General features: G+C 63.9%; 20 protein-coding genes. 18 read left to right on the top strand and 2 right to left on the bottom strand.

Annotated features, from left to right (window positions below):
- The first annotated feature begins 261 nt into the window (after positions 1-261).
- The 13 genes from ACMV18_RS08375 (at position 262) to ACMV18_RS08315 (ending at position 10382) form a co-directional block, all read left to right on the top strand.
- A complete protein-coding gene (locus ACMV18_RS08375) occupies positions 262-843 on the top strand; it encodes an elements of external origin (RefSeq protein WP_420817474.1) in 582 nt (193 codons plus the stop codon).
- 2 nt (positions 844-845) lie between these two features.
- Positions 846-2819, top strand: coding sequence for a phage terminase large subunit family protein (locus ACMV18_RS08370; protein ID WP_420817473.1), 1974 nt, complete (start codon positions 846-848; stop codon positions 2817-2819).
- Positions 2820-2821: 2 nt separating this feature from the next.
- On the top strand, positions 2822-3028 hold the full coding sequence (locus tag ACMV18_RS08365; RefSeq protein WP_420817472.1) for a phage head-tail joining protein: 207 nt from the start codon (positions 2822-2824) through the stop codon (positions 3026-3028).
- Positions 3028-4575, top strand: coding sequence for a phage portal protein (locus tag ACMV18_RS08360; protein WP_420817471.1), 1548 nt, complete (start codon positions 3028-3030; stop codon positions 4573-4575). Before ACMV18_RS08365 ends, ACMV18_RS08360 begins: the two co-directional genes overlap by 1 nt.
- Positions 4572-5816, top strand: coding sequence for a S49 family peptidase (locus ACMV18_RS08355; RefSeq protein ID WP_420817470.1), 1245 nt, complete (start codon positions 4572-4574; stop codon positions 5814-5816). The genes ACMV18_RS08360 and ACMV18_RS08355 overlap by 4 nt, the downstream gene beginning before the upstream one ends.
- Before the next feature lie 27 nt (positions 5817-5843).
- Complete coding sequence (locus ACMV18_RS08350; RefSeq protein ID WP_420817469.1) at positions 5844-6221, top strand: head decoration protein; 378 nt, start codon at positions 5844-5846, stop codon at positions 6219-6221.
- 99 nt (positions 6222-6320) lie between these two features.
- Positions 6321-7334, top strand: a complete 1014-nt coding sequence (locus ACMV18_RS08345; protein WP_420817468.1) for a major capsid protein — start codon at positions 6321-6323, stop codon at positions 7332-7334.
- 3 nt (positions 7335-7337) lie between these two features.
- Entirely contained in the window at positions 7338-7646 is a 309-nt protein-coding gene (locus ACMV18_RS08340) for a head-tail joining protein (RefSeq protein ID WP_420817467.1), read from the top strand.
- A gap of 5 nt (positions 7647-7651) precedes the next feature.
- A complete protein-coding gene (locus ACMV18_RS08335; protein WP_420817466.1) occupies positions 7652-8305 on the top strand; it encodes a DUF6441 family protein in 654 nt (217 codons plus the stop codon).
- Complete coding sequence (locus tag ACMV18_RS08330; protein ID WP_420817465.1) at positions 8302-8733, top strand: hypothetical protein; 432 nt, start codon at positions 8302-8304, stop codon at positions 8731-8733. The genes ACMV18_RS08335 and ACMV18_RS08330 overlap by 4 nt, the downstream gene beginning before the upstream one ends.
- Before the next feature lie 40 nt (positions 8734-8773).
- The gene (locus ACMV18_RS08325) at positions 8774-9712 is read left to right on the top strand and encodes a phage tail tube protein (RefSeq protein WP_420817464.1); all 939 of its coding nucleotides are present in this window, start codon (positions 8774-8776) and stop codon (positions 9710-9712) included.
- 20 nt (positions 9713-9732) lie between these two features.
- Entirely contained in the window at positions 9733-10083 is a 351-nt protein-coding gene (locus ACMV18_RS08320) for a hypothetical protein (RefSeq protein ID WP_420817463.1), read from the top strand.
- Between the two features lie 83 nt (positions 10084-10166).
- The gene (locus ACMV18_RS08315) at positions 10167-10382 is read left to right on the top strand and encodes a hypothetical protein (protein ID WP_420817462.1); all 216 of its coding nucleotides are present in this window, start codon (positions 10167-10169) and stop codon (positions 10380-10382) included.
- A gap of 161 nt (positions 10383-10543) precedes the next feature.
- Here the strand turns inward: ACMV18_RS08315 and ACMV18_RS08310 are convergent, their stop codons facing one another.
- Complete coding sequence (locus ACMV18_RS08310; protein ID WP_420817461.1) at positions 10544-10966, bottom strand: type II toxin-antitoxin system VapC family toxin; 423 nt, start codon at positions 10964-10966, stop codon at positions 10544-10546.
- Positions 10963-11208: a type II toxin-antitoxin system Phd/YefM family antitoxin gene (locus tag ACMV18_RS08305; protein ID WP_420817460.1), complete on the bottom strand. Its 246-nt coding sequence runs from the start codon at positions 11206-11208 to the stop codon at positions 10963-10965. The genes ACMV18_RS08310 and ACMV18_RS08305 overlap by 4 nt, the downstream gene beginning before the upstream one ends.
- A gap of 77 nt (positions 11209-11285) precedes the next feature.
- On the opposite strand from ACMV18_RS08305, the gene ACMV18_RS08300 reads away from it, so the two are divergent.
- Genes ACMV18_RS08300 through ACMV18_RS08280 form a run of 5 tightly spaced genes read left to right on the top strand, consistent with a single transcriptional unit; the run spans position 11286 to position 19126 of the window.
- A complete protein-coding gene (locus ACMV18_RS08300; protein WP_420817459.1) occupies positions 11286-13928 on the top strand; it encodes a phage tail tape measure C-terminal domain-containing protein in 2643 nt (880 codons plus the stop codon).
- Positions 13925-14425: a hypothetical protein gene (locus ACMV18_RS08295; RefSeq protein WP_420817458.1), complete on the top strand. Its 501-nt coding sequence runs from the start codon at positions 13925-13927 to the stop codon at positions 14423-14425. Before ACMV18_RS08300 ends, ACMV18_RS08295 begins: the two co-directional genes overlap by 4 nt.
- A gap of 10 nt (positions 14426-14435) precedes the next feature.
- Positions 14436-15287, top strand: a complete 852-nt coding sequence (locus tag ACMV18_RS08290) for a hypothetical protein (RefSeq protein WP_420817457.1) — start codon at positions 14436-14438, stop codon at positions 15285-15287.
- 28 nt (positions 15288-15315) lie between these two features.
- Entirely contained in the window at positions 15316-17934 is a 2619-nt protein-coding gene (locus tag ACMV18_RS08285; protein WP_420817456.1) for a hypothetical protein, read from the top strand.
- A 43-nt stretch (positions 17935-17977) separates the two neighbouring features.
- Complete coding sequence (locus ACMV18_RS08280; RefSeq protein ID WP_420817455.1) at positions 17978-19126, top strand: hypothetical protein; 1149 nt, start codon at positions 17978-17980, stop codon at positions 19124-19126.
- Positions 19127-19153: the final 27 nt, after the last annotated feature.

Raw genomic sequence — 19153 nt, 5'->3', positions numbered from 1 at the left:
GCGGGTTTGCAGGGTTTCGATGAACGGGTGGTCCAGGGCGATCGATTCGAGCAAGAGCTCAACTTCGTCGGGGGAGAGTGCGGTGGGTTGCTTGGGTTTGGCCATTTGGGGCTCCTTGGTGGGTTGCTTGTCAATCAACATCCGCATTCACGCGCTGTGCGCCCCAGAAGCCAAGCGCTTTTTAATCCCGGGTGATTCACTCGCCTTTGCCTGACCCATACCTCCAGGAGGCCACCCACTTGCACTGAAGTGATCAACACCATGGGACTGTCCATTCGCGCCTACGCGCGCCACCGAGGCGTGTCGCACGTGGCCGTCAAGAAGGCCATCGACACCGGGCGCATCAGCCAGCTGCCGGACGGCACCATCGATCCGGTGGTGGCCGATACCCAATGGGCGGCCAACACCACACCGACCCGACGGTCGGTGGCCGATGTCGCCAGTGACAAACCGGCCCCGCAGGTTTCCGCACCTGCCCGCGAGATTCCGCAGGCTGCCGCACGACCACAACGGGAAACGCCAGAGCCGCCCACCCCGGCGCTGTCGTCCGGTGGCACGTCGCTCCTGCAGGCGCGCACCGTCAACGAGGTGGTCAAGGCGCAGACCAACAAGGTGCGCCTGGCCCGATTGAAGGGCGAACTGGTCGACCGTTCTCAGGCCGTGGCCCATGTATTCAAGCTGGCCCGTGCTGAGCGCGATGCCTGGCTCAACTGGCCGACACGCATTTCGTCGCAGATGGCCGCAGGGCTGGGCGTCGATCCGCACGTTTTGCATGTGGCGCTGGACGCTGCGGTGCGCCAGCAACTGCAAGACCTGGGCGACTTGCAGGCCAAGGTAGATTGATCATGGACGAGCTCTATTACGAAGGCTGGGATGCCATCGAGCGCGCCTGGCGCGAGGGTCTGACGCCCGATCCGCTGCTCACGGTGTCGGAATGGGCCGACAAGCACCGGGTGCTCTCCAGCAAGGCTGCCTCCGAACCGGGCCGCTGGCGCACCAGCCGCACACCCTACCTGCGCGAGATCATGGATTGCCTGTCCCCCATGTCGCCGATCGAGCGGGTGGTGTTCATGAAAGGCGCCCAGGTCGGCGGCACCGAATTGGGCTTGAACTGGGTGGGTTATGTGATCCACCATGCGCCGGGCCCAATGATGGCGGTGTGGCCCACAGTCGAGATGGCCAAGCGGGCTTCCAAGCAGCGGATCGATGCGCTGATTGAGGAGAGCCCCGCCATCCAGGAGCGCATCGCCCCGGCGCGCAGTCGCGATTCGGGCAACACGATTCTCGCCAAGGAGTTCCACGGTGGCGTGCTGGTGATGACCGGTGCCAACAGCGCGGTGGGCTTGCGTTCCATGCCGGTGCGCTACCTCTTCCTCGATGAGGTCGATGGCTACCCGCTGGATGTGGAAGGCGAAGGCGATGCGATTTCCCTGGCCGAGGCGCGTACCCGCACCTTTGCGCGGCGCAAGATCCTGATCGTTTCGACCCCGACGATTGCCGGGGCCAGTGCGGTCGAACGTGAGTTCGAAGCCTCGGACCAGCGCCGCTACTTCGTGCCGTGCCCACACTGCGATCATCCCCAGTGGCTGCGGTTTGAACAACTGCGCTGGGAAAGGGGCCAGCCGGAGACGGCGGCCTACATCTGCGAGTCCTGCAGCCAGCCGATTGCCGAGCATCACAAGACCTGGATGCTGGACAACGGCCAGTGGCAGGCCTGCGCACCAGAACAAGCTGGACGCACCGCTGGATTTCATCTCTCCAGCCTCTACAGCCCGGTGGGCTGGCGCAGCTGGATCGAGATCGCCCGTGCCTGGGAGTCGGCCGCCATGTCCGATTCCCGCTCAGCCTCGGCCATCAAGACCTTCAAGAACACCGAACTGGGTGAGACCTGGGTTGAAGAGGGCGAAGCGCCCGACTGGCAACGATTGCTGGAACGTCGCGAGGACTACCGCATCGGCACCGTGCCTGCGGGTGGCTTGCTGCTGACTGCCGGTGCCGACGTACAGAAGGACCGCATCGAAGTCTCGGTCTGGGCCTTCGGGCGTGGCAAGGCCGCGTGGCTGGTGGAGCACCGGATCCTGATGGGCGACACGGCTCGTACCGAGGTCTGGTCAGCCCTGGCCAAGCTCGTGGGTGAGACTTGGACGCACAGCAGTGGTTGCCAACTGAGCCTGGCGCGCCTGGCCTTGGATACCGGCTACGCCACCCAGGAGGCCTACGCCTTCGTGCGCAGCGTGCGCAATACCCGGCTCATGCCGATCAAGGGCATTGCCGGTGGTGCGGCGCTGATCGGAACGCCCACGGCGGTGGACGCCACCGCCAGTGGCAAGAAACTGCGCCGAGGCATCAAGGTGTTCCCGGTGGCTGGCGGCATTGCCAAGCTGGAGTTCTACAACAACCTGAGGAAGAGCGCCGAGGTTGCCGAAGACGGCATCACGCCGATCTACCCGGCTGGCTTTGTGCACCTGCCCAAGGTCGATGCGGAATACCTGCATCAGCTCTGTGCTGAGCAGCTGATCACGCGCAGAGACCGCAACGGCTTTGCTCACCGCGAATGGCAAAAGATGCGTGAGCGCAACGAGGCCCTTGACTGCTACGTGTACGCCCGGGCGGCGGCAGCGGCTGCGGGCCTGGACCGGTTCGAAGACCGGCACTGGCTCGAATTGGAAAAACAACTCGGTGTCGGTCCACCAACCGATATCGCTCCCCTCAACACCCCCGAGGCCACTCGAGAACAGAAGTTTGACGGTGGCCTCGTTACTTCTGGCAGCGCCAAACCGAACCCGCGTCGGGTGGTGCGAAGCCGATGGATGACCTGAACATGACTTACACACCAGAACACCTGCAGGCCCTGCGTGAAGCGCTGGCCTGCGGCGAGCACCGTGTGACCTACGAGGGCAAGAGCATTGAGTACCGCAGCGTGGCCGATTTGAAGGCGGCGATTGCGGAGGTCGAAGCCACCATCGCCCGTGAATCCGGTGCGCCCAAATCGCGCCAGATCCGTATGACCACGAGCAAGGCGCTCTGATGGCCTGGCTCAAAGCCATGACCCGCATCAGTCGCCGCATGTTCGGTGGCACGCCCGTCTATGACGGCACCGGTGGCGGTCGGCGCGCCCTGGCCTGGATGCCCAGCAACCCGGGGGCGGTGGCGGCCCTGTCGCTGGCCCAAGACGAACTGCGTGCCAAGAGCCGTGACCTGGTGCGCCGCAACGCCTGGGGAGCCGCTGGCATCGAAGCCTTCGTGGCCAACGCCATTGGCACCGGCATCAAGCCGCAGAGCATGGTGCAAGACCAGACCACGCGAGAGGCGATCCACAGCCTGTGGTGGGATTGGTGTGAACAGGCCGATGCCGCAGGACTGACCGACTTCTACGGCCTGCAGGCACTGGCCACCCGCGCCATGCTCGAAGGCGGCGAAGCAATGATCCGACTGCGTTACCGCCGCACCGAAGATGGTCTGCCGGTGGCGCTGCAGATTCAGGTGCTGGAAGCGGAGCACCTACCGACCACCATGAACCGGGATCTGCCCGGCGGTAACGTTATTCGCGCTGGCATCGAGTTCGACCGCCTGGGGCGCCGGGTGGCTTACCACCTGTACCGCTCGCACCCAAATGATGGACTGCTGGCACCCATGTCTAGCAGTGCCGGCGGTGGCATGGAGACAGTGCGAATCGACGCCAGCGAGGTGATTCACCTCTTCCGCCCTTTGCGTCCCGGCCAGATTCGGGGTGAGCCGTGGCTCACCCGGGCGCTCGTGAAGCTCAACGAGCTGGACCAGTACGACGATGCCGAACTGGTGCGCAAGAAAACCGCTGCCATGTTCGCTGGCTTCATCACCCGCATGGCACCCGAAGACAACCTGATGGGTGAATCGGGAGCTGATGCTAACGGCGTGGCGCTCGCGGGCATGGAGCCCGGCACGCTGCAAATTCTGGAGCCGGGTGAAGACATCAAGTTCTCGGCCCCTGCTGATGTCGGCAGTTCCTACGCCGAATTCATGCGCCAGCAGTTCCGTGCGGTGGCCGCTGCCATGGGCATCACCTACGAGATGCTCACCGGGGACCTGACGCAGGTGAACTACTCCTCGATCCGGGCGGGCCTGCTGGAGTTCCGTCGCCGCTGTGAAGCCCTGCAGCACGGTGTGATCGTGCACCAGCTGTGCCGGCCGATCTGGCGCGCCTGGATGGACCAGGCGGTACTCGAAGGTGCACTCGATCTTCCCGGTTACCGCAAAGACAAACGGCAGTATCAGTCAGCCAAGTGGATCCCGCAGGGCTGGAGCTGGGTCGATCCGCAAAAGGAATTCAACGCCATGAAGCTGGCGATCCGGGCGGGCCTCATGAGCCGATCCGAGGCCATCTCCGGCAATGGCTACGACGCCGAAGACGTGGACCGCGAGATCGCGGCGGACAACGCTCGGGCCGATGCACTGGGTCTGGTCTTCGACTCCGATGCGCGGCATGACCAGGCAGCCGCTGCGCCGCCCTCCGAAACCCCAGAAGCGCAGTCCACAGATCCGCAGTCCAGTGATCCAGAGGCCGCGTCACCCAACAACCAGGACCCCCAACCATGACATACCTTGCCTCCCGCCTCTTCGGGACGCCTTTGCTGATTCACCGACCCAAGCTGGACGTGATCCTGTCGGTGGTCGGCCAGCGCATCGGTATGGCCGATATCCCCGCGATGCCAGCCATGGACATGGCCGTGTACCAACGGCCACCCGCAGCCGCAGCGCCCGAGGGCATTGCAGTGATCCCCGTCCATGGCTCGCTGGTCAAGCGCTCGCTCGGCATGGAAGCCGCCTCGGGTTTGACGTCCTACGGCGAGATCAGTGCCATGCTGGATGCGGCGCTGGCAGACCCGCAGGTGAGCGGCATCCTGCTCGACATCGACTCCCCGGGTGGCGAAGCCTCGGGCAGCTTTGAGTTGGCCCGCCGCGTGCGCGAGGTGGCTGCGGCCAAACCCGTCTGGGCGGTGGCCAACGACGCTGCGTATTCGGCGGCCTATGCGATTGCCGCCAGCGCCCAGCGACTGTTCGTGACGGAAACCGGTGGGGTCGGATCCATCGGGGTCATTGCCCTGCATGTCGACCAATCGGTCAAGGACGCCAAGGACGGCTACCGGTTCACGGCCATCACGGCAGGTGCTCACAAGAACGACTACTCGCCGCACGAGCCCTTGTCCGATGCCGCCAAGACCGAGCTGCAAGGTGAAGTGGATCGGCTGTATTCCATCTTTACCGAGCACGTGGCCGCCATGCGTGGCATGGATTTGGACGCTGTGCGAGCGACAGAGGCCGGGTTGTACTTCGGCAGCAATGCCGTCGCCCAAGGGCTCGTCGATGGTGTCCAAACGCTGGACGCCACGCTTGCCGAATTCCATCGATTCATCAACGCCCGTAACCATTCGCCGTCTCAGGTGCGGGGCGTCATCCGTGCTGAGGCGGCACTTCCCCACAAGGAGTTATCCATGTCTGACCCACAAGACGCCCTCGACAACAACCTCTTTGAAACTATCAGCACCGACGAAGCCGCCGTGCTGGTCGCTGAAGCCCGACGCGAAGTGACCCAGGCTGCCCAGGCCATCGCTGAGGTTTGTCTGCTGGCCGGCTGCCCCGACCGCGCGGCCGAGTTCATCGCCGCCGGTAAGACCGAAGCTGATGTGCGGCGCGTACTCATCGATGCCCGTGCGGCACGGTCTGAGGCCGATGACATCCGCTCGACCATCACCGTGGATGCCGGCACTCAAAACCTCGATCGCCCGGAAGCCTCGCCCATTGTGGCCGCCGTCAAAAAACTCACGGCCCAGGCCTGACGCACCCGACCCAGAAAGGACTGAACCATGCCCCCCATCACCGAACAAAACAACCTCGGCGACCTCTTGAAGTACGAAGCCCCCAACCGCTACTCGCGTGACGTTGCCACCATCGCCGCTGGCCAGAACCTGCCCCCGGGCACAGTGCTGGGCCGCAATGCCAGCGATGGCAAGCACTACGCGATCGACCCCGCCGCCACCGACGGCACCGAGTCCGCCATCGGGGTACTCGCCAACGCGATCGATGCCACCAATACCGACCGCAGCGACGCCATCCTGATTGCGCGCCACGCCATCGTGGCCAAGACCGCGCTGGTCTGGCCGATCGCGCTTACCGGCGCTCAGCGCACGGCTTACGAGCAGCAGCTGGCCGATCGCGGTGTGCTGGTGCGCGAATCCGCTTGACTTCCGCCTGACCATCGCCACGTACAGCCCATCCTTCCATCCCATCGAACCCGCCTGGCCATTTGGCTTGCGCGGGTTTCGTCATTCTTGGAGCCCCGAATGAACAACCCGTTTCTGAACCCCGGTTTCTCGATGGCCAGCCTCACCGCCGCCATCAACCTCATCCCCAACCGCTACGGCCGCCTGGAAGCCCTTAACCTGTTTCCGGCCAAACCCGTGCGCACTCGCCAGATCATCGTCGAGGAGTACGCTGGTCGCCTGAACCTGCTGCCCACCAAGCCGCCCGGCTCGCCCGGCACCGTGGGTGAGCGCGGCAAGCGCAAGCTGCGCTCCTTCGTCATTCCCCATATTCCGCACGACGATGTGGTGCTGCCGGAAGAGGTTCAGGGCATCCGTGCCTTTGGGTCGGAGACCGAGATGGAAGCGATTTCTGGTGTGCTGGCTCGGCACCTCGAGACCATGCGCAACAAGCACGCCATCACGCTCGAGCACCTGCGCATGGGAGCACTCAAAGGCGAAATCCTGGACGCCGATGGCAGCGTGATCAGCAACCTGTTCAACGAATTCCAGATTACGCCGCAGTCGGTCAACTTTGACCTGGCCAATGCCAACAGCGAGGTTAAGGGCCACTGCTACGACTTGCTCACCAAGGTCGAGGACGCCCTCCAGGGTGAATTCATGACTGGAGTGCATGTTCTTTGTTCGCCGGAATTCTTCCGGGCACTGACCACCCACAAGGAGGTCAAGACCGCGTACACCAACTGGCAGCAAGGTGCGGTTCTGATCAACGACGTGCGCTCGGGCTTCACCTACGCCGGGGTCACCTTCGAGGAATACCGTGGCCAGGCCGCCTACCTGCAGGCCAATGGAGATCTCGGTACCCGCCGCTTCATTGCAGCCGGTGAAGCTCATGCCTTCCCGCTGGGCACGGTCGATACCTTCGGCACCTACTTTGCCCCGGCCGACTTCAACGAGACGGTCAACACGCTGGGCCAGTCGCTGTACGCCAAGCAGGCGCCGCGCCAGTTCGACCGGGGTACCGACCTGCACACGCAGAGCAACCCGCTGCCCATGTGCCACCGTCCGGGCGTGCTGATCAAGCTGACCGCCTGATTCATGCAAGTCTCGTTTGAGCGAGCGGTTTCACGGCTGTTTGCCCGGCTGGGGGTGCTTGGCACCTACCGGCTGGCCGATGGTCGAGAGATTGCCACCCGCTTCATCGCCAAACAGGCCGATGTGGTCGAGTCCTTCGGCGACACGCGGCTCGCGCTGGCCACCCACCGCTTTGATGTGATGGTCTGCGACGTGGCCGCGCCCCGCGAGGGTGATCGACTCACGGTTGCTGGCCAAACCTACCAGGTGATGGGTGAGCCCTTGGCGGATCGTGACCGGCTGATCTGGACGCTGACCGGAGCACCGCTGTGAAGCTCATGGCTGCACTCACCGGCAATCTGGACCAGATCCTGGCCGACGAAGTGCGCATTGCTGAGCAGGCGGTGACACATTCCATCCGCGAGGCGACCGATGGCCTCAAGACCGAGCTGCGCAGCCAGATCACCGGTGCGGGCCTGGGTCAGCGCCTGGCCAACACCTGGCGCGGCGAGGTTTATCCCAAGGGTCAGATGAGCATCAAGGCGGCGGGCCTGGTTTACAGCCGAGCGCCTGTCATCGTCGGCGCACATGAACAGGGCGCCACCATCCGTTCCAAGGATGGGTTCTGGCTGGCGATTCCGCTACCGGCTGCTGGCAAAGGCCCACGCGGCAAACGCATGACGCCGGGCCTGTGGGAGCGGATGCGCGGCCAACGCTTGCGCTTTGTCTACCGCCGGGGCCAACCCTCGCTGCTCGTCGCAGAAAACCAGCGCGCCCGCAAAGGTCAGCGCGGCGGCTTCTCCGCCGCCCCACAAAAGACCCAAGCCAGCGGCCGAGGGTTGGTCACTGTGCCGATGTTCCTGCTTGTTCCCCAAGTGACCTTGAAGAAGAAATTCGACATCGACAACAGTTCTCGTCGCTGGATCAGCGCGCTGGCACAACGCATTGCCAACCGTTTCGATGAGGCCGACCGGAAAGGTTCAGCGTCATGAGCCAACGAGAAAACGCGATCGGCGCACTGTTCGCCGTGCTCGGTGAGTTGTCCCTCGGCACCACGGTCAAGCGCAATGCCGCCTTGCCTGAACGCCTCGCTGACCACGCCATGGCCATCCTGCGCGACGGTGAGATGGGCGAGCCCGAGGTGTCGCTCTCACCGCTGACCTACCACTGGCAGCACCAGGTGGCCATCGAACTTTTTGTGGCCGACCCGGACGCTGGTGCACGTGATGCCCGCATGGACGGTCTGCTGGTCGAACTGGCTGCCCTGATTGAAGCCGACCGGACGCTTGGCAGCGTCATCGAGTACGCCGAAATCGGCCCGCCCAAATTCGATGAACTGGCCCCCGATGGGGGCGGTGGCATCAAGGCCTGCCTGCTGTCCGTGGTCTTGCACTACAGCAGCCCAGGTCCTTTGCACTGACGCCGCTCAACTGAATCACAACTCCGAAGGAGAACAACCTATGGCCCGTGCCTACGGCGCGAACGCCAGCCTCTTGGCCGCGTTCGAATCCACCTATGGCAGCAACCCAGTGGGCGACTACTGGAAGCTGCCTTTCGTTTCCACCACCCTCGGCTCCGAGCAGGGCTTGATCGCCAACGACCTGATCGGTTTGGGCCGCGACCCCAGTGCCCCGATCCGCGACGTGATCAAGGTCGAAGGCGACATCGTCGTGCCCATCGATGTGCGCAACATCGGCATCTGGCTCAAAGCCCTGCTGGGCGAGGCCAGCACCAGCGGCTCGGGCGTGGTCACGCACACCTTCACCTCCGGCAAGCCCAGCCTGCCTAGCCTCACGCTGGAGACGGGCCTACCTGACATCCCGGCGTGGTTTGTCGCGTCCGGCGTCATGGTCAACAGCCTGCAGGTGGGCTTTGCCCGGTCTGGTGCAGCGAACGCCACCGTGGGTCTGGTCGCCCAGGGCGAAGCCAAACAGGCCGCCACGCTTGATGGCACACCCGCCAGCCGCGACCTGATCCGTTTCAACCAGTTCCAGGGCGCCATCAAGCAGGGCGGTGCGGCACTTGGCAACGTGGTCTCGGCGCAGCTGACCTATTCCAACAACCTCGAGCGCATCGAGACCATCCGCTCCGACGGCAAGATCGACGGCGCCGATCCCACGGTGGCGAGCCTCACCGGCAATCTGGAGGTGCGCTTTGCCGACACCACGCTGATCGATGCGGCGACCAACAACACGCCGCTCGAATTGACCTTCGGCTACGCGATCGACGCCGAGCGGCGCCTGACTTTCATCGCGCACGAGGTCTACCTGCCCAAACCCAAGCTCTCCATTTCCGGCCCGGGCGGCATCCAGGCCACCTTCGAGTGGCAAGCCGCCAAGGCCGCCGGTGTGGCCCGCATGCTCACCGTCGAACTGGTCAATGACGTGACCACGTACTGACTCTCACCCAGGACATTCCCATGATCAAACTGAACATTCCGCGTGAACCGCACTGGATCACGCTCGCCGCAGGCGTGCGCCTGCAGGTCCGCCCCGCCACGACTGCCTTGGTGATGGCCGCGCGCCATGCCGCCTCCAAAGTGGCCGGTACCGACACCGCTGCTGCTGGGGAACGTACTGCGACCCTCATCACCGAACTGGCCAAGCTGGCCGTGATGGCCTGGGAGGGCGTGGCCGACGACAAGGGCAAACCGGCGGCCGTCACTCCCGAGGGTGTCGCCGCCTTGATGGAGCACTGGCTCCTGGCCGATGCCTTCGAGCGCGAATACCTCGCCGGCCTCTACACCCTGGATGCTGAAAAAAACGTCTGAAGGCCCGCACCGCGTGGCACTTCGGTGGTGGGCCGAGCTACTGCAACGCCTGCCCTGAACCGTGCCCCGAGTGTCCGTACACCATGAATGCGCCCCAAAGCCTGGAAGGCTGGCAAGCCGCCAGCGCGATTGAGGTCTGTGCCAGCCAGTTGCGGATGGCGCAGGGTCGTGTGGTCGGACTGGATCTGAACGCCTGGATGTTGGCCTGCGAGTGCACGGGTCTAGATAAGGCCACGGCGATCGATCTCTTCCCGGCGGTCGAGGCGGGCCTGATGTCAGGGATCTTGACTGAGGATTGATGGCGGAACTTTGTGCTCTGGCTCGAAAAGAGCGCTGCGAATCGTGCCGCCTTGAAGCTTGGGCGCTGACTGCTCAATTTGGTCGAGTTGGGGTTCGGAAAGAGCCTCTTCATCCGCTTCGTATTGGGGAGGGCAATGGCCTGTCAGTTGAGTCATCTGCATCACTGGTCCTGCCACGGGTCGTGCACGTCGATATCGGCGTGCGCGAAATCACGGACGTTACGCGTCACGAGTTTGCAGTCGTACGCACGTGCCGTGGCCGCGATGATCGAATCGAAGGCAGCCATGGATTTGCCTTGTGCCTCGGCCAGCACGGTCATTTGTGCCCAGACTTCAGAAGCCTTTTGGTCAAACGCCAAGATTCGGTCTTCAAAGCCGGCTTCCAACTGTTCCAGCCAAAGGGTCAATTCCGAGCGGCGCTTGGATTGGGGCAGTCTGGCGACACCCCGTTTCAACTCCCCCCAGGTCATCGCGCTCATGAACAGTTCATGGGGTTTGCGCGCCTGGAACCACTGGATCACATTGGCGTCTGGCACGCTTTTGATCATCTCGGAGAGCACGCAGGTGTCCAGCAAATACCTCATAGAACGAGGTCCCGGATCGGCTCTCGTGAACGGTCAAGCACCAGCGGTTCGCCGCGCGGCGCATTGAGCAGGCAATCCATCAAGTTTGTGGTTTGGCCGCTCAAACGGCGGTAGTCCTTGGCCGCCAAGATGACAACGGCCTCTTCACCGCGTCGGGTGACGAGTTGCGGCCCTTCCTTGAGCGTGAGGTCCACGACCTCGCTGAACCGGCTCTTCGCTTCTTGTAGCTGCCATGTATGCATGATCGCCTCCATAACTAGTCAGACTGGTCATCAGTATCCATCTGCGCGCCAAATTTGTCAATGGAACCCAATAGCCCATGGCTGAACGCAACCTCTCCATCCGCTTGTCCGTGGTTGACGGCGGCAAGGTCAAGGCCGAGCTGTCCGAGATTGGTGAGAAGGGGGAGCGCTCGCTCAAAAAAATCGAGGCGGCGGCCACCCCGGCGTCCAGCGGTCTCAAGCTCCTGTCCAGTGCGGCCAATGATGCCAAGTTCCAGCTGCAGGCCGCCACCGACCGGCTCGGGATGCTGGGCTCGGTTCTGGGTAAGCTGGGTCCTGCGGGCCTGCTCGCCGGGGCCAGCATCGCGGCGCTGGGCGTGGGCATCACCGCTCTGGTCATGCCCGTGGCCCGTGTGGGCGACGAGTTCTTCAAGCTCTCGCAAAAAACCGGGGTGTCGGTCGAAGCGCTCACCGCGCTCGATTACGCAGCCAAGCTGTCGGATGTCAGCACCGAAGGCTTGACCAAGGCCCTGCAAAAGCTGTCGGTTGCCATGTTCGACACCCAGATCAATGGCGTAGAAGGCAGTGCCGCGCTCAAAGCACTGGGGGTGTCCGCCACCGATGTGAATGGCCAAATCCGTCCGACCGAGCAAGTCTTGCTGGATCTGGCCGACAAGTTCTCTGCCATGCCCGATGGCGCGGACAAGGCAGCCTTGGCCGTCAAGCTCTTCGGCAAGGAAGGCCTGTCCATCATCCCGTTCCTCAACCAGGGGCGCGAAGGCATCACGGCCTTGATGGAGGAAGCACAGCGCCTGGGCCTGGTCATGTCTGAAGACGTGGCCCGAGCGTCCGAGGTCTTCAACGACAACCTCACGCGCCTGTCGGCCATTTTCGAGGGCGTGCAACGCCAGATCGGTGCCGCCGTCATCCCGGTGCTGGCCGACTTCACCGATCAGGTGATCCTGGCCCAAGGTGAGACCGGCAGTTTCAGCAATGAGCTGCAGCGCATCACCGCCAACCGGGAGGCCACGCTCGCATTCTTGGAGTCGGTGGCCTCGGGTCTGGCCTTCATTGCCGAATCGGCCGTGTTGGCCAAGCGCGTGATTGCTCAGCCCTTTGACAGCCTGTCGGTGGTGGGCAAGGACATCGGGACCTGGTTCAAGACCGAGGTGCTCAAGAGCGCGAAGAACTATGGCTTTAACGCCCAGGCGGTGGACGCCGAAATCGCGAAGCTTCAAGCCGCCCGCGACGACTACGTGCGCGCCGCCAACGACCGGCTCTTCAACATCAACCAGAACCCCGGCTATGTGGACCGGGTACAGAAATTCTTCGACGAGCAGCGCCGTACGGTGCGGGTCATGGGCCAGAAATTTGTGCTGGACACCGAGGCACAGGCCAAGGAAGTCCAGGCGATTTACGACAAACTCCTGCCGACCCTGCCTCGCAAGCCCCGCCCAGCGCTGGACCTCTCCGGCTTCGAGAAGCCCAAGCCTGCCGAAAAGCTCAACGAAGGCGAAGCCTTCCTGAACCAGCTGCGCGCACGCCTCTCCCGCACCCAAGACGGTGAAGCGGCTGAGCTGCGTGCCCGAGCCCTGCAGATCGAAGCCAAGGGCTACAAGGGTGTAGCCGCCGAAGCTGAACAGTACATCCAGGTGCTCGAAGCCATCGAGCGCCAAAAGGAAGCGAACAAAGCCTTCGACGCCTATGAGAAGGAAGAGGCCGCCTCACGGAAGATCACCGAGGGCCTGATCGGCAGCAACCGCCAACGCATCGAAGCCTTGCAACTGCAGCGCGAGATGTTGGATCTGTCTGATACCGAGCGCGCTGTCCTGCAAGCCCGCACCGATCTGGAGAAAGCCGCTGCAGCCGCCCGCAAGGAAGCCAACCAGATCGAAGACGCGGGCTTGCGCGTGCAGACGCTGGAAGCCATCAACGACGCCTTGGCCCGCCAACGGCCCATCGTCGAAGACCTGGTGCGTGCCAATGCTGAATACCAGCGCAGCTTTGAATACGGTGCCAAGTCAGCGCTCAAGACCTACATCGACGACGCGACCAATGCGGCCAAGCGTGCCCAGCAGGTCACGGTTAGCGCCTTCCGTTCCATGGAGGATGCGCTCACCCGCTTTGTGATGACCGGCAAGCTGGACTTCCGCAGCCTGGCCGACTCCATCGTTGCCGACCTGGTGCGCATCCAGATCCAGCGCGCGATCACCTTGCCGCTGGCCAACTGGCTGGGCAGTGTCATCCCAGGTATGGGTGGAACCACCACTGGTGGTGCATTCCCCACTGGCAGCAGCGACCTGATCGGGACCATGGCCAACGTCGCGCACAGCGGCGGCGTGATCGGCACGGATGCGCTCATGACCCGCTCGGTCCATCCAGCCCTGTTCACGAACGCGCCGCGTTTCCACACCGGCGGCATCGTCAAAGGCGAAGTGCCCATCATCGCCCAGGAGGGCGAAGCGGTCTTCACCCGCGGGCAGATGCGCGCGCTGGGAGGGGCCTTGTCGGCCAGGCAGCAGCCACCCTCTGTGAACGTGCAGGTCAATCTGGTCAACAAGGCCAACGGGGTGGACGCCCGGATCGAGCAGCAGCGCCAGCCCGACGGCGGCCTGCGGCTGGATGTGTTCATCGAGCAGATCGAAGGCCGCATGGCGCGCGCCATCAGCCAGGGCACCGGTATTGCGCCGACGCTGGAGCGCCGCTATGGCCTGAACCCCGCCATGGGAGCGGTGCGATGACCACGGTGAACAACTTGTCCGTCTGGCCGGAGACCTTGCCACCGCCTCGGGTCGAGGGCTACAGCCTGTCCCCCCGGCCCAGCCTCTTGCGCACCGAGATGGAAACCGGTGCCGCGCGCCATCGGTTGCGCTCGCTCACTGCCCACTACCAGGTGCAGGCCGAGTGGCGTTTCTCGGAATTCCAGTTCGCGGTGTTCGATGCCTGGTGGGCCCTGAACACCCGGCTGGGAGAGCAGTGGTTCGTGCTGCCCCTGGCCGTGCCGCTGGATGTCCAGGCTGTCGAAGCCCGTTTCTTGGCTCCCTGGCAGGCCGAACTGCAGCCCGCCCGCCGTTGGCGTGTGGCCGCGCAACTGGAAATCCGCAACCTGCAGCGCCTGACAGCCGAAGAGCTTGAGGCGGCCAGCGTTTATGGCGATGCCGAGATGGCTCTGGCCGACCGGTTGCACCGCTGGCTGCATGAACAGATGGGCGCACAGAGCGCACCACCGTATTTCTGAAGGAACGAGCATGTCGATCAAAGACCAACTGCTCCGCTCGGTCACGCAACTGGAGACCGACAGCGGCCTGGTGCACAACTGGGCCCATGGCGACGCCAACACCCAGGTCCAGACCGAACGCGGCCCGGTGCGCTCGCCCGCCAAACTGATTGCCGACAAAGACGTCGAGATCAACCAGGCGGCGGGCAACTTGCTATCGCGTGCCCAGACAGCGGCCAGCCAGTCGGAGGCTTCGGCCAGCACGGCTTCCCAGCAGGCGAGCGCTGCCTCCGGCTCGGCCAGTCGTGCGGCCACCTCCGAAGCCAATGCTGGGGCTTCTGCCACGGCGGCGAATTCCAGCGCGACGGCTGCCGATACGTCGGCTGATGCCGCTGCGGTGTCGCAAGCCAATGCGGCGCTCAGTGAGTCCCGCGCTCGCCAATCGGCCACAGCCGCTGCCGTGTCGTCCTCGCATGCGGGTGACCAAGCGTTGGCTGCTGCCTCAAGTGCCACCAGTGCCCAGCAATCCGCCCAGTCCTCTGCCGATCAGGCAGCATCTGCAGCCCAGTCGGCCACCCAAGTCCAAGTGGCAGCTGCCACCGGTGCCGTCATGGCCAGCACCGCCAACACGGCGCAAGAGGCCGCCAGCAAATCGGCACAGAAAGCTGCGTCATCCGCCACCACCGCACGCGCCCAGGCCAAGAAGGCGCAGCAGTCGGCCGACGAAGCCTTTGGCTTCAAGACTGAAGCCCAGGCCGCCCAAGTGGCCAGCGGTGCCTATGTCGAGCAGGCTGACGCCCTGGTGGCTGGCCCCTACACCCAGATGGCAGCGCACCTGATTGCCACCCAGGCAGTCGTGGTTGAGCACCACGCCTTTGCCTAATCAGAACTGAATCCCCAAGGAGCTTCGAATGCCCGAATCTGCCAGCGGTCTGATGACCGAAGTGGCGGCGCTCACGCACGCCACCACCCAACTGCTCAACACCGTCAATGTCCGCAAAGCCACGCTGGATGCCAGCGTCGACGCGGCAGCCGGCAGCGCCTCGTCTGCCGCCAACAGCGCCCAGTCCGCCAGTCAGAGCGCATCGGCGGCAGCGACCACCTTGGATGAGACCGAAGCCGCTCTCGAAACCACCCAGACCTACCGCGACCAAGCGGTGGCGGTGGTCACCAGCAACGACGGCTCTTTCGAATCCGCCCCTGGCAAGGTGCCCGTGGCCGGCCTGGACGGCAAGGTCGACTTCGACTACCTACCCCTGGCTCAGCAAAACGCTGTTCTTGCCGAGGCCATCGTCTCCGCCACCCATGAAAACCTGCGCGACTTCTTCGATGACCGCGAGGTCAAAGCCCAGGTCCAAACCCACACCGGCCAGATCACGACCCTCACCACGCGCGTGACGACCGAGGTTGCCCGTCTGGACCAGAAGATCGACACGATTGAGCCGGGGATCCCACCGGCTTATCAGGGCTTGATCGAGCAGGACTTCCTGATCGATGGGTTCGAGTCCGCCTACACCGCCGAAATCCTGCGCGGCATGGGTGGCTCGGGCCTTTACAGCACCCGCAACTATTCGGTCGATGACGGCAACCAGGCACTGCACCGGCCGTTCACCGTCACGTCGACTGCCCAGTTTCAGCACAACCACCCCAACTACTACCGGATGGTGGGCCTGGGCGAGCTGTGCGCCATCGTCAACGGCTACTACGTGCGCACCACGCACAACGACCCCACGCTCATCGATCAGGATGGCCGCATCCTGAGCGCGCCGCCGGTGTCCGCCAGCGTGCTGGCCAAGCCCACCGGGGTGAGTCTGAATGCCAACGGCACGGTCAGTATCGACACAGCCAGCGACACCCAGGCGCGCTACATGCGCAACCTGTTCACCCAGCACCTGGAAGACACCCGGCTGGACCTGCTCTACATGGAGGTCTGGCTCGAAAAGCTTCCCTCGGGCGGCGACCTCAACACCCTGATCAGCTCGTTTCGCCACAAAGAAAACGCCAACCAGCTGCGCGACCTGCTCAATTTCGCTCAAAAGCTCAACTACTCCGGTGCCAAGGACCTCCCTGAGAACGGATCGTTTCGCTGCGGCGTCATCTCGTTGGTCAATGCCAACGGCACGCCCGAATACGCCTACATCAACTACCGGCTGCGAGCACGCGCGGTGGGCAAGCTCAGCACCCGCGTGCCCAAGACCAGCTACAGCACCGGCGACCAGACGCCGCAGGTGTCCTTCAGCGTAGTCTCGGCCGCCGTGGGCGGCACCCATGGCCATGCGCTGGATGTGCCGCTGACGCCCGCCGAGATGAACAGCCTCATTGGCGGGGCCACGCTCTACATCGAGTCCAGCTACAACTACTCGCCCGCCTCATCCGCTGCCGAAAACCACAGTCACCTCCATGCCCTGAGCTGGAATGGTTCGACCTTGCTCGCGACCAACCTCGGGGCTCGTCGCCCGGACGATCCGGCCAACCAGTTCCTGGCGGTCAGTGGCACGCCCAGCATTGCCAGCTACCGCAAGGCCGATGGGAGCATGGCGGGCCCCGTGGTCTGGAGCACGGTTGCCGTGCCGCACCAGCACCCGATGGACGTGCAGACGGTGCAAGACCGCTTCCCGTTTGACCTGCACAAGGCCATTAACCATGTCATCGACAACGACAACCGCTTCAAGCTGGTCAAGGACGTCGAAGCCCTCAACCGCCTGCGGGAGGGTGGCATGCCCACTGCCGGGTGGCTGCAACTGGCCGAATCAGGCCTGGCCCGTTTCACCCTGGACCAAGACAGCATGGACGCGATCTGCGCCCAGGTCTGGGGGCTCGATGGCGAGGGGGCCTTCATCCCCGAGGTGATCGATTCCTACGGCACCAACTTCACCACCTACAACGTGGTGGGCGATGCCCAGGCGAACCTGGCCAAGTACAACCGCACCTACAAGATCGGCAGCAACGATGCCGCCGGACGCACTACCGCAAGGCGCGGCTTCAGTGATCCGACCCTGTACGTGGCCAAGACCACACTGCCCTCGGTGGTGGAGGGCTACAGCTTCATGATCCCGCTGGAGCTGATCGTGCGCACGCCGCTGGAGGTTTGGAACCCTTGGGGCCTGAACCTGATCGACGGCAACCCCGCATCGGGCGGCACTGGGGCGGGCACACCCGCCAGCCCCTGGAACGCTGCCTACACCCAGCTTTGGTACAACTTGCTGCCGCCCAACTTCTTCTCGGCCGGGGCGTCCGACCCTGCCGACACCACCACGGGCGGTGTCTGGATCCAGGCCAGCAACGGCAGCGCCTACCCGGCGGACAACTCCGGGATCTTCATCACCATCGGTGGCGCAGCCGACTACCGCAACCCGGCTGGCAACGTCATCTCCACGGTGTTTCGCCAGCGCTACGCCATTGCGCCCGTCTGGCACGAGTTCACCTACGCCAACGTCCAGCTCAACAACTTCAAGAACTCGGTGCGCGCGCTGCTCAAGGGCATCGTGAGCGGCAGCGTGTCTGCCACCGACATCGACCACATCCTGTAACTCGATTACCCGATCACCTCCCACCTTCCACCGGAGCCCCATCATGAGTCTCGAAACCGAACTGCAAAACGTCATCGCCGCCACGTCGGCCCTGAACCAAACTGTGCAGGGCAAGATCGACGCGATCAATAGCACCGTCAACGCGGCGGTAGCCACCAACGATGCGCGTGCCACCAGCGCCATCAACAGCGTCACCGGCGCGGTCAATGCCGAGCTGGGCAACATCCGACCCTACAGCACCAACTACGTCTTCTGGAACACGCTCAAACCGGCTGACCGCATCCGCATCTTTCCGGCCATGGTCATTGGCCACTCCTGGCAAGACGGGCAGTACGTACCGGCAGACGCCGATGGCAAGAACCCGGTGGTCTGGGACAACGAAGCCGGTGGCTATCGCCCGGCCGACAGCATCAACCGCAACCCCTTTGTGGAGTGGGGCGCGATTGACGAGTGGAACGCCCACAGCACGGGTGATGTGGGTTATGGCTACGGCTCGGCCTATTCCCCGGTGCTCATGAATCCGGTGACCGGTCAGCCGCTGACGTTTACCAACGCGATGGGGGAGACGGACTACTACCGCTGCTACGCCGACTTCAGCACCGACGGCATTCCCACCTCGGCCTGGCGCACGATCTTGCCCTACGAAGACCTGCACGCCATCAGCAACCGCAAGGCCTATCTGGTGATGTCGGGCTCGGTGGTGGGCCACCCGGACCAGGTGGCACGCACCTTCGTGAACGTGGGTGGGACCGAGCATGGCAACTACAGCGCCACACACAGCTTCCAGCTTCAAGACTTGAATGGCGATGGCAACTGGGACACGGTGGTGCTCAATTGGGCCCGGCCCCACATCTGCCGCCATGCCAACGCCCGCTCGCCTGCGGGCAATCCGGCGCGGGGTGATTCGCAGGCCTCTACCGGCCTGGTCGCGGTGCAAGGGCAGCACTACGGCTCGGACGGCGGGCACCGCAACTTTGTCAATGCCACCACGAAGCAATTGGCCGATGACCCGACCATCGTGCCGGTGCCCTTCACCAACACTGACAGTTCGATCTACCAGGCCGCCTGGGCCATTCCGGTCGGTGACCTGGCGGTGGCCAACAACCTGCGCTGGCGTGTCTACAACTGGGGCTTCACCGGCCTCATCGTCGAGGGCTGGGGCCTAGCCTACATGTCCCCGGTGCAGCGCTGATCCGTATCCCTTTCAGAACCTGGAGAT

The sequence above is a fragment of the Aquabacterium sp. genome, from assembly GCF_048860245.1.
Lineage (GTDB): Bacteria > Pseudomonadota > Gammaproteobacteria > Burkholderiales > Burkholderiaceae_C > Aquabacterium.
Note: the sequence above shows the minus strand (reverse complement) of the source record. Positions and strands in the feature narration are given on the sequence as shown.

Coding starts and splice junctions, on each gene's coding strand:
- ACMV18_RS08375 (WP_420817474.1), top strand. CDS start 262: ATGGGACTGTCCATTCGCGCCTACGCGCGCCACCGAGGCGTGTCGCAC.
- ACMV18_RS08370 (WP_420817473.1), top strand. CDS start 846: ATGGACGAGCTCTATTACGAAGGCTGGGATGCCATCGAGCGCGCCTGG.
- ACMV18_RS08365 (WP_420817472.1), top strand. CDS start 2,822: ATGACTTACACACCAGAACACCTGCAGGCCCTGCGTGAAGCGCTGGCC.
- ACMV18_RS08360 (WP_420817471.1), top strand. CDS start 3,028: ATGGCCTGGCTCAAAGCCATGACCCGCATCAGTCGCCGCATGTTCGGT.
- ACMV18_RS08355 (WP_420817470.1), top strand. CDS start 4,572: ATGACATACCTTGCCTCCCGCCTCTTCGGGACGCCTTTGCTGATTCAC.
- ACMV18_RS08350 (WP_420817469.1), top strand. CDS start 5,844: ATGCCCCCCATCACCGAACAAAACAACCTCGGCGACCTCTTGAAGTAC.
- ACMV18_RS08345 (WP_420817468.1), top strand. CDS start 6,321: ATGAACAACCCGTTTCTGAACCCCGGTTTCTCGATGGCCAGCCTCACC.
- ACMV18_RS08340 (WP_420817467.1), top strand. CDS start 7,338: ATGCAAGTCTCGTTTGAGCGAGCGGTTTCACGGCTGTTTGCCCGGCTG.
- ACMV18_RS08335 (WP_420817466.1), top strand. CDS start 7,652: ATGGCTGCACTCACCGGCAATCTGGACCAGATCCTGGCCGACGAAGTG.
- ACMV18_RS08330 (WP_420817465.1), top strand. CDS start 8,302: ATGAGCCAACGAGAAAACGCGATCGGCGCACTGTTCGCCGTGCTCGGT.
- ACMV18_RS08325 (WP_420817464.1), top strand. CDS start 8,774: ATGGCCCGTGCCTACGGCGCGAACGCCAGCCTCTTGGCCGCGTTCGAA.
- ACMV18_RS08320 (WP_420817463.1), top strand. CDS start 9,733: ATGATCAAACTGAACATTCCGCGTGAACCGCACTGGATCACGCTCGCC.
- ACMV18_RS08315 (WP_420817462.1), top strand. CDS start 10,167: ATGAATGCGCCCCAAAGCCTGGAAGGCTGGCAAGCCGCCAGCGCGATT.
- ACMV18_RS08310 (WP_420817461.1), bottom strand. CDS start 10,966: ATGAGGTATTTGCTGGACACCTGCGTGCTCTCCGAGATGATCAAAAGC.
- ACMV18_RS08305 (WP_420817460.1), bottom strand. CDS start 11,208: ATGCATACATGGCAGCTACAAGAAGCGAAGAGCCGGTTCAGCGAGGTC.
- ACMV18_RS08300 (WP_420817459.1), top strand. CDS start 11,286: ATGGCTGAACGCAACCTCTCCATCCGCTTGTCCGTGGTTGACGGCGGC.
- ACMV18_RS08295 (WP_420817458.1), top strand. CDS start 13,925: ATGACCACGGTGAACAACTTGTCCGTCTGGCCGGAGACCTTGCCACCG.
- ACMV18_RS08290 (WP_420817457.1), top strand. CDS start 14,436: ATGTCGATCAAAGACCAACTGCTCCGCTCGGTCACGCAACTGGAGACC.
- ACMV18_RS08285 (WP_420817456.1), top strand. CDS start 15,316: ATGCCCGAATCTGCCAGCGGTCTGATGACCGAAGTGGCGGCGCTCACG.
- ACMV18_RS08280 (WP_420817455.1), top strand. CDS start 17,978: ATGAGTCTCGAAACCGAACTGCAAAACGTCATCGCCGCCACGTCGGCC.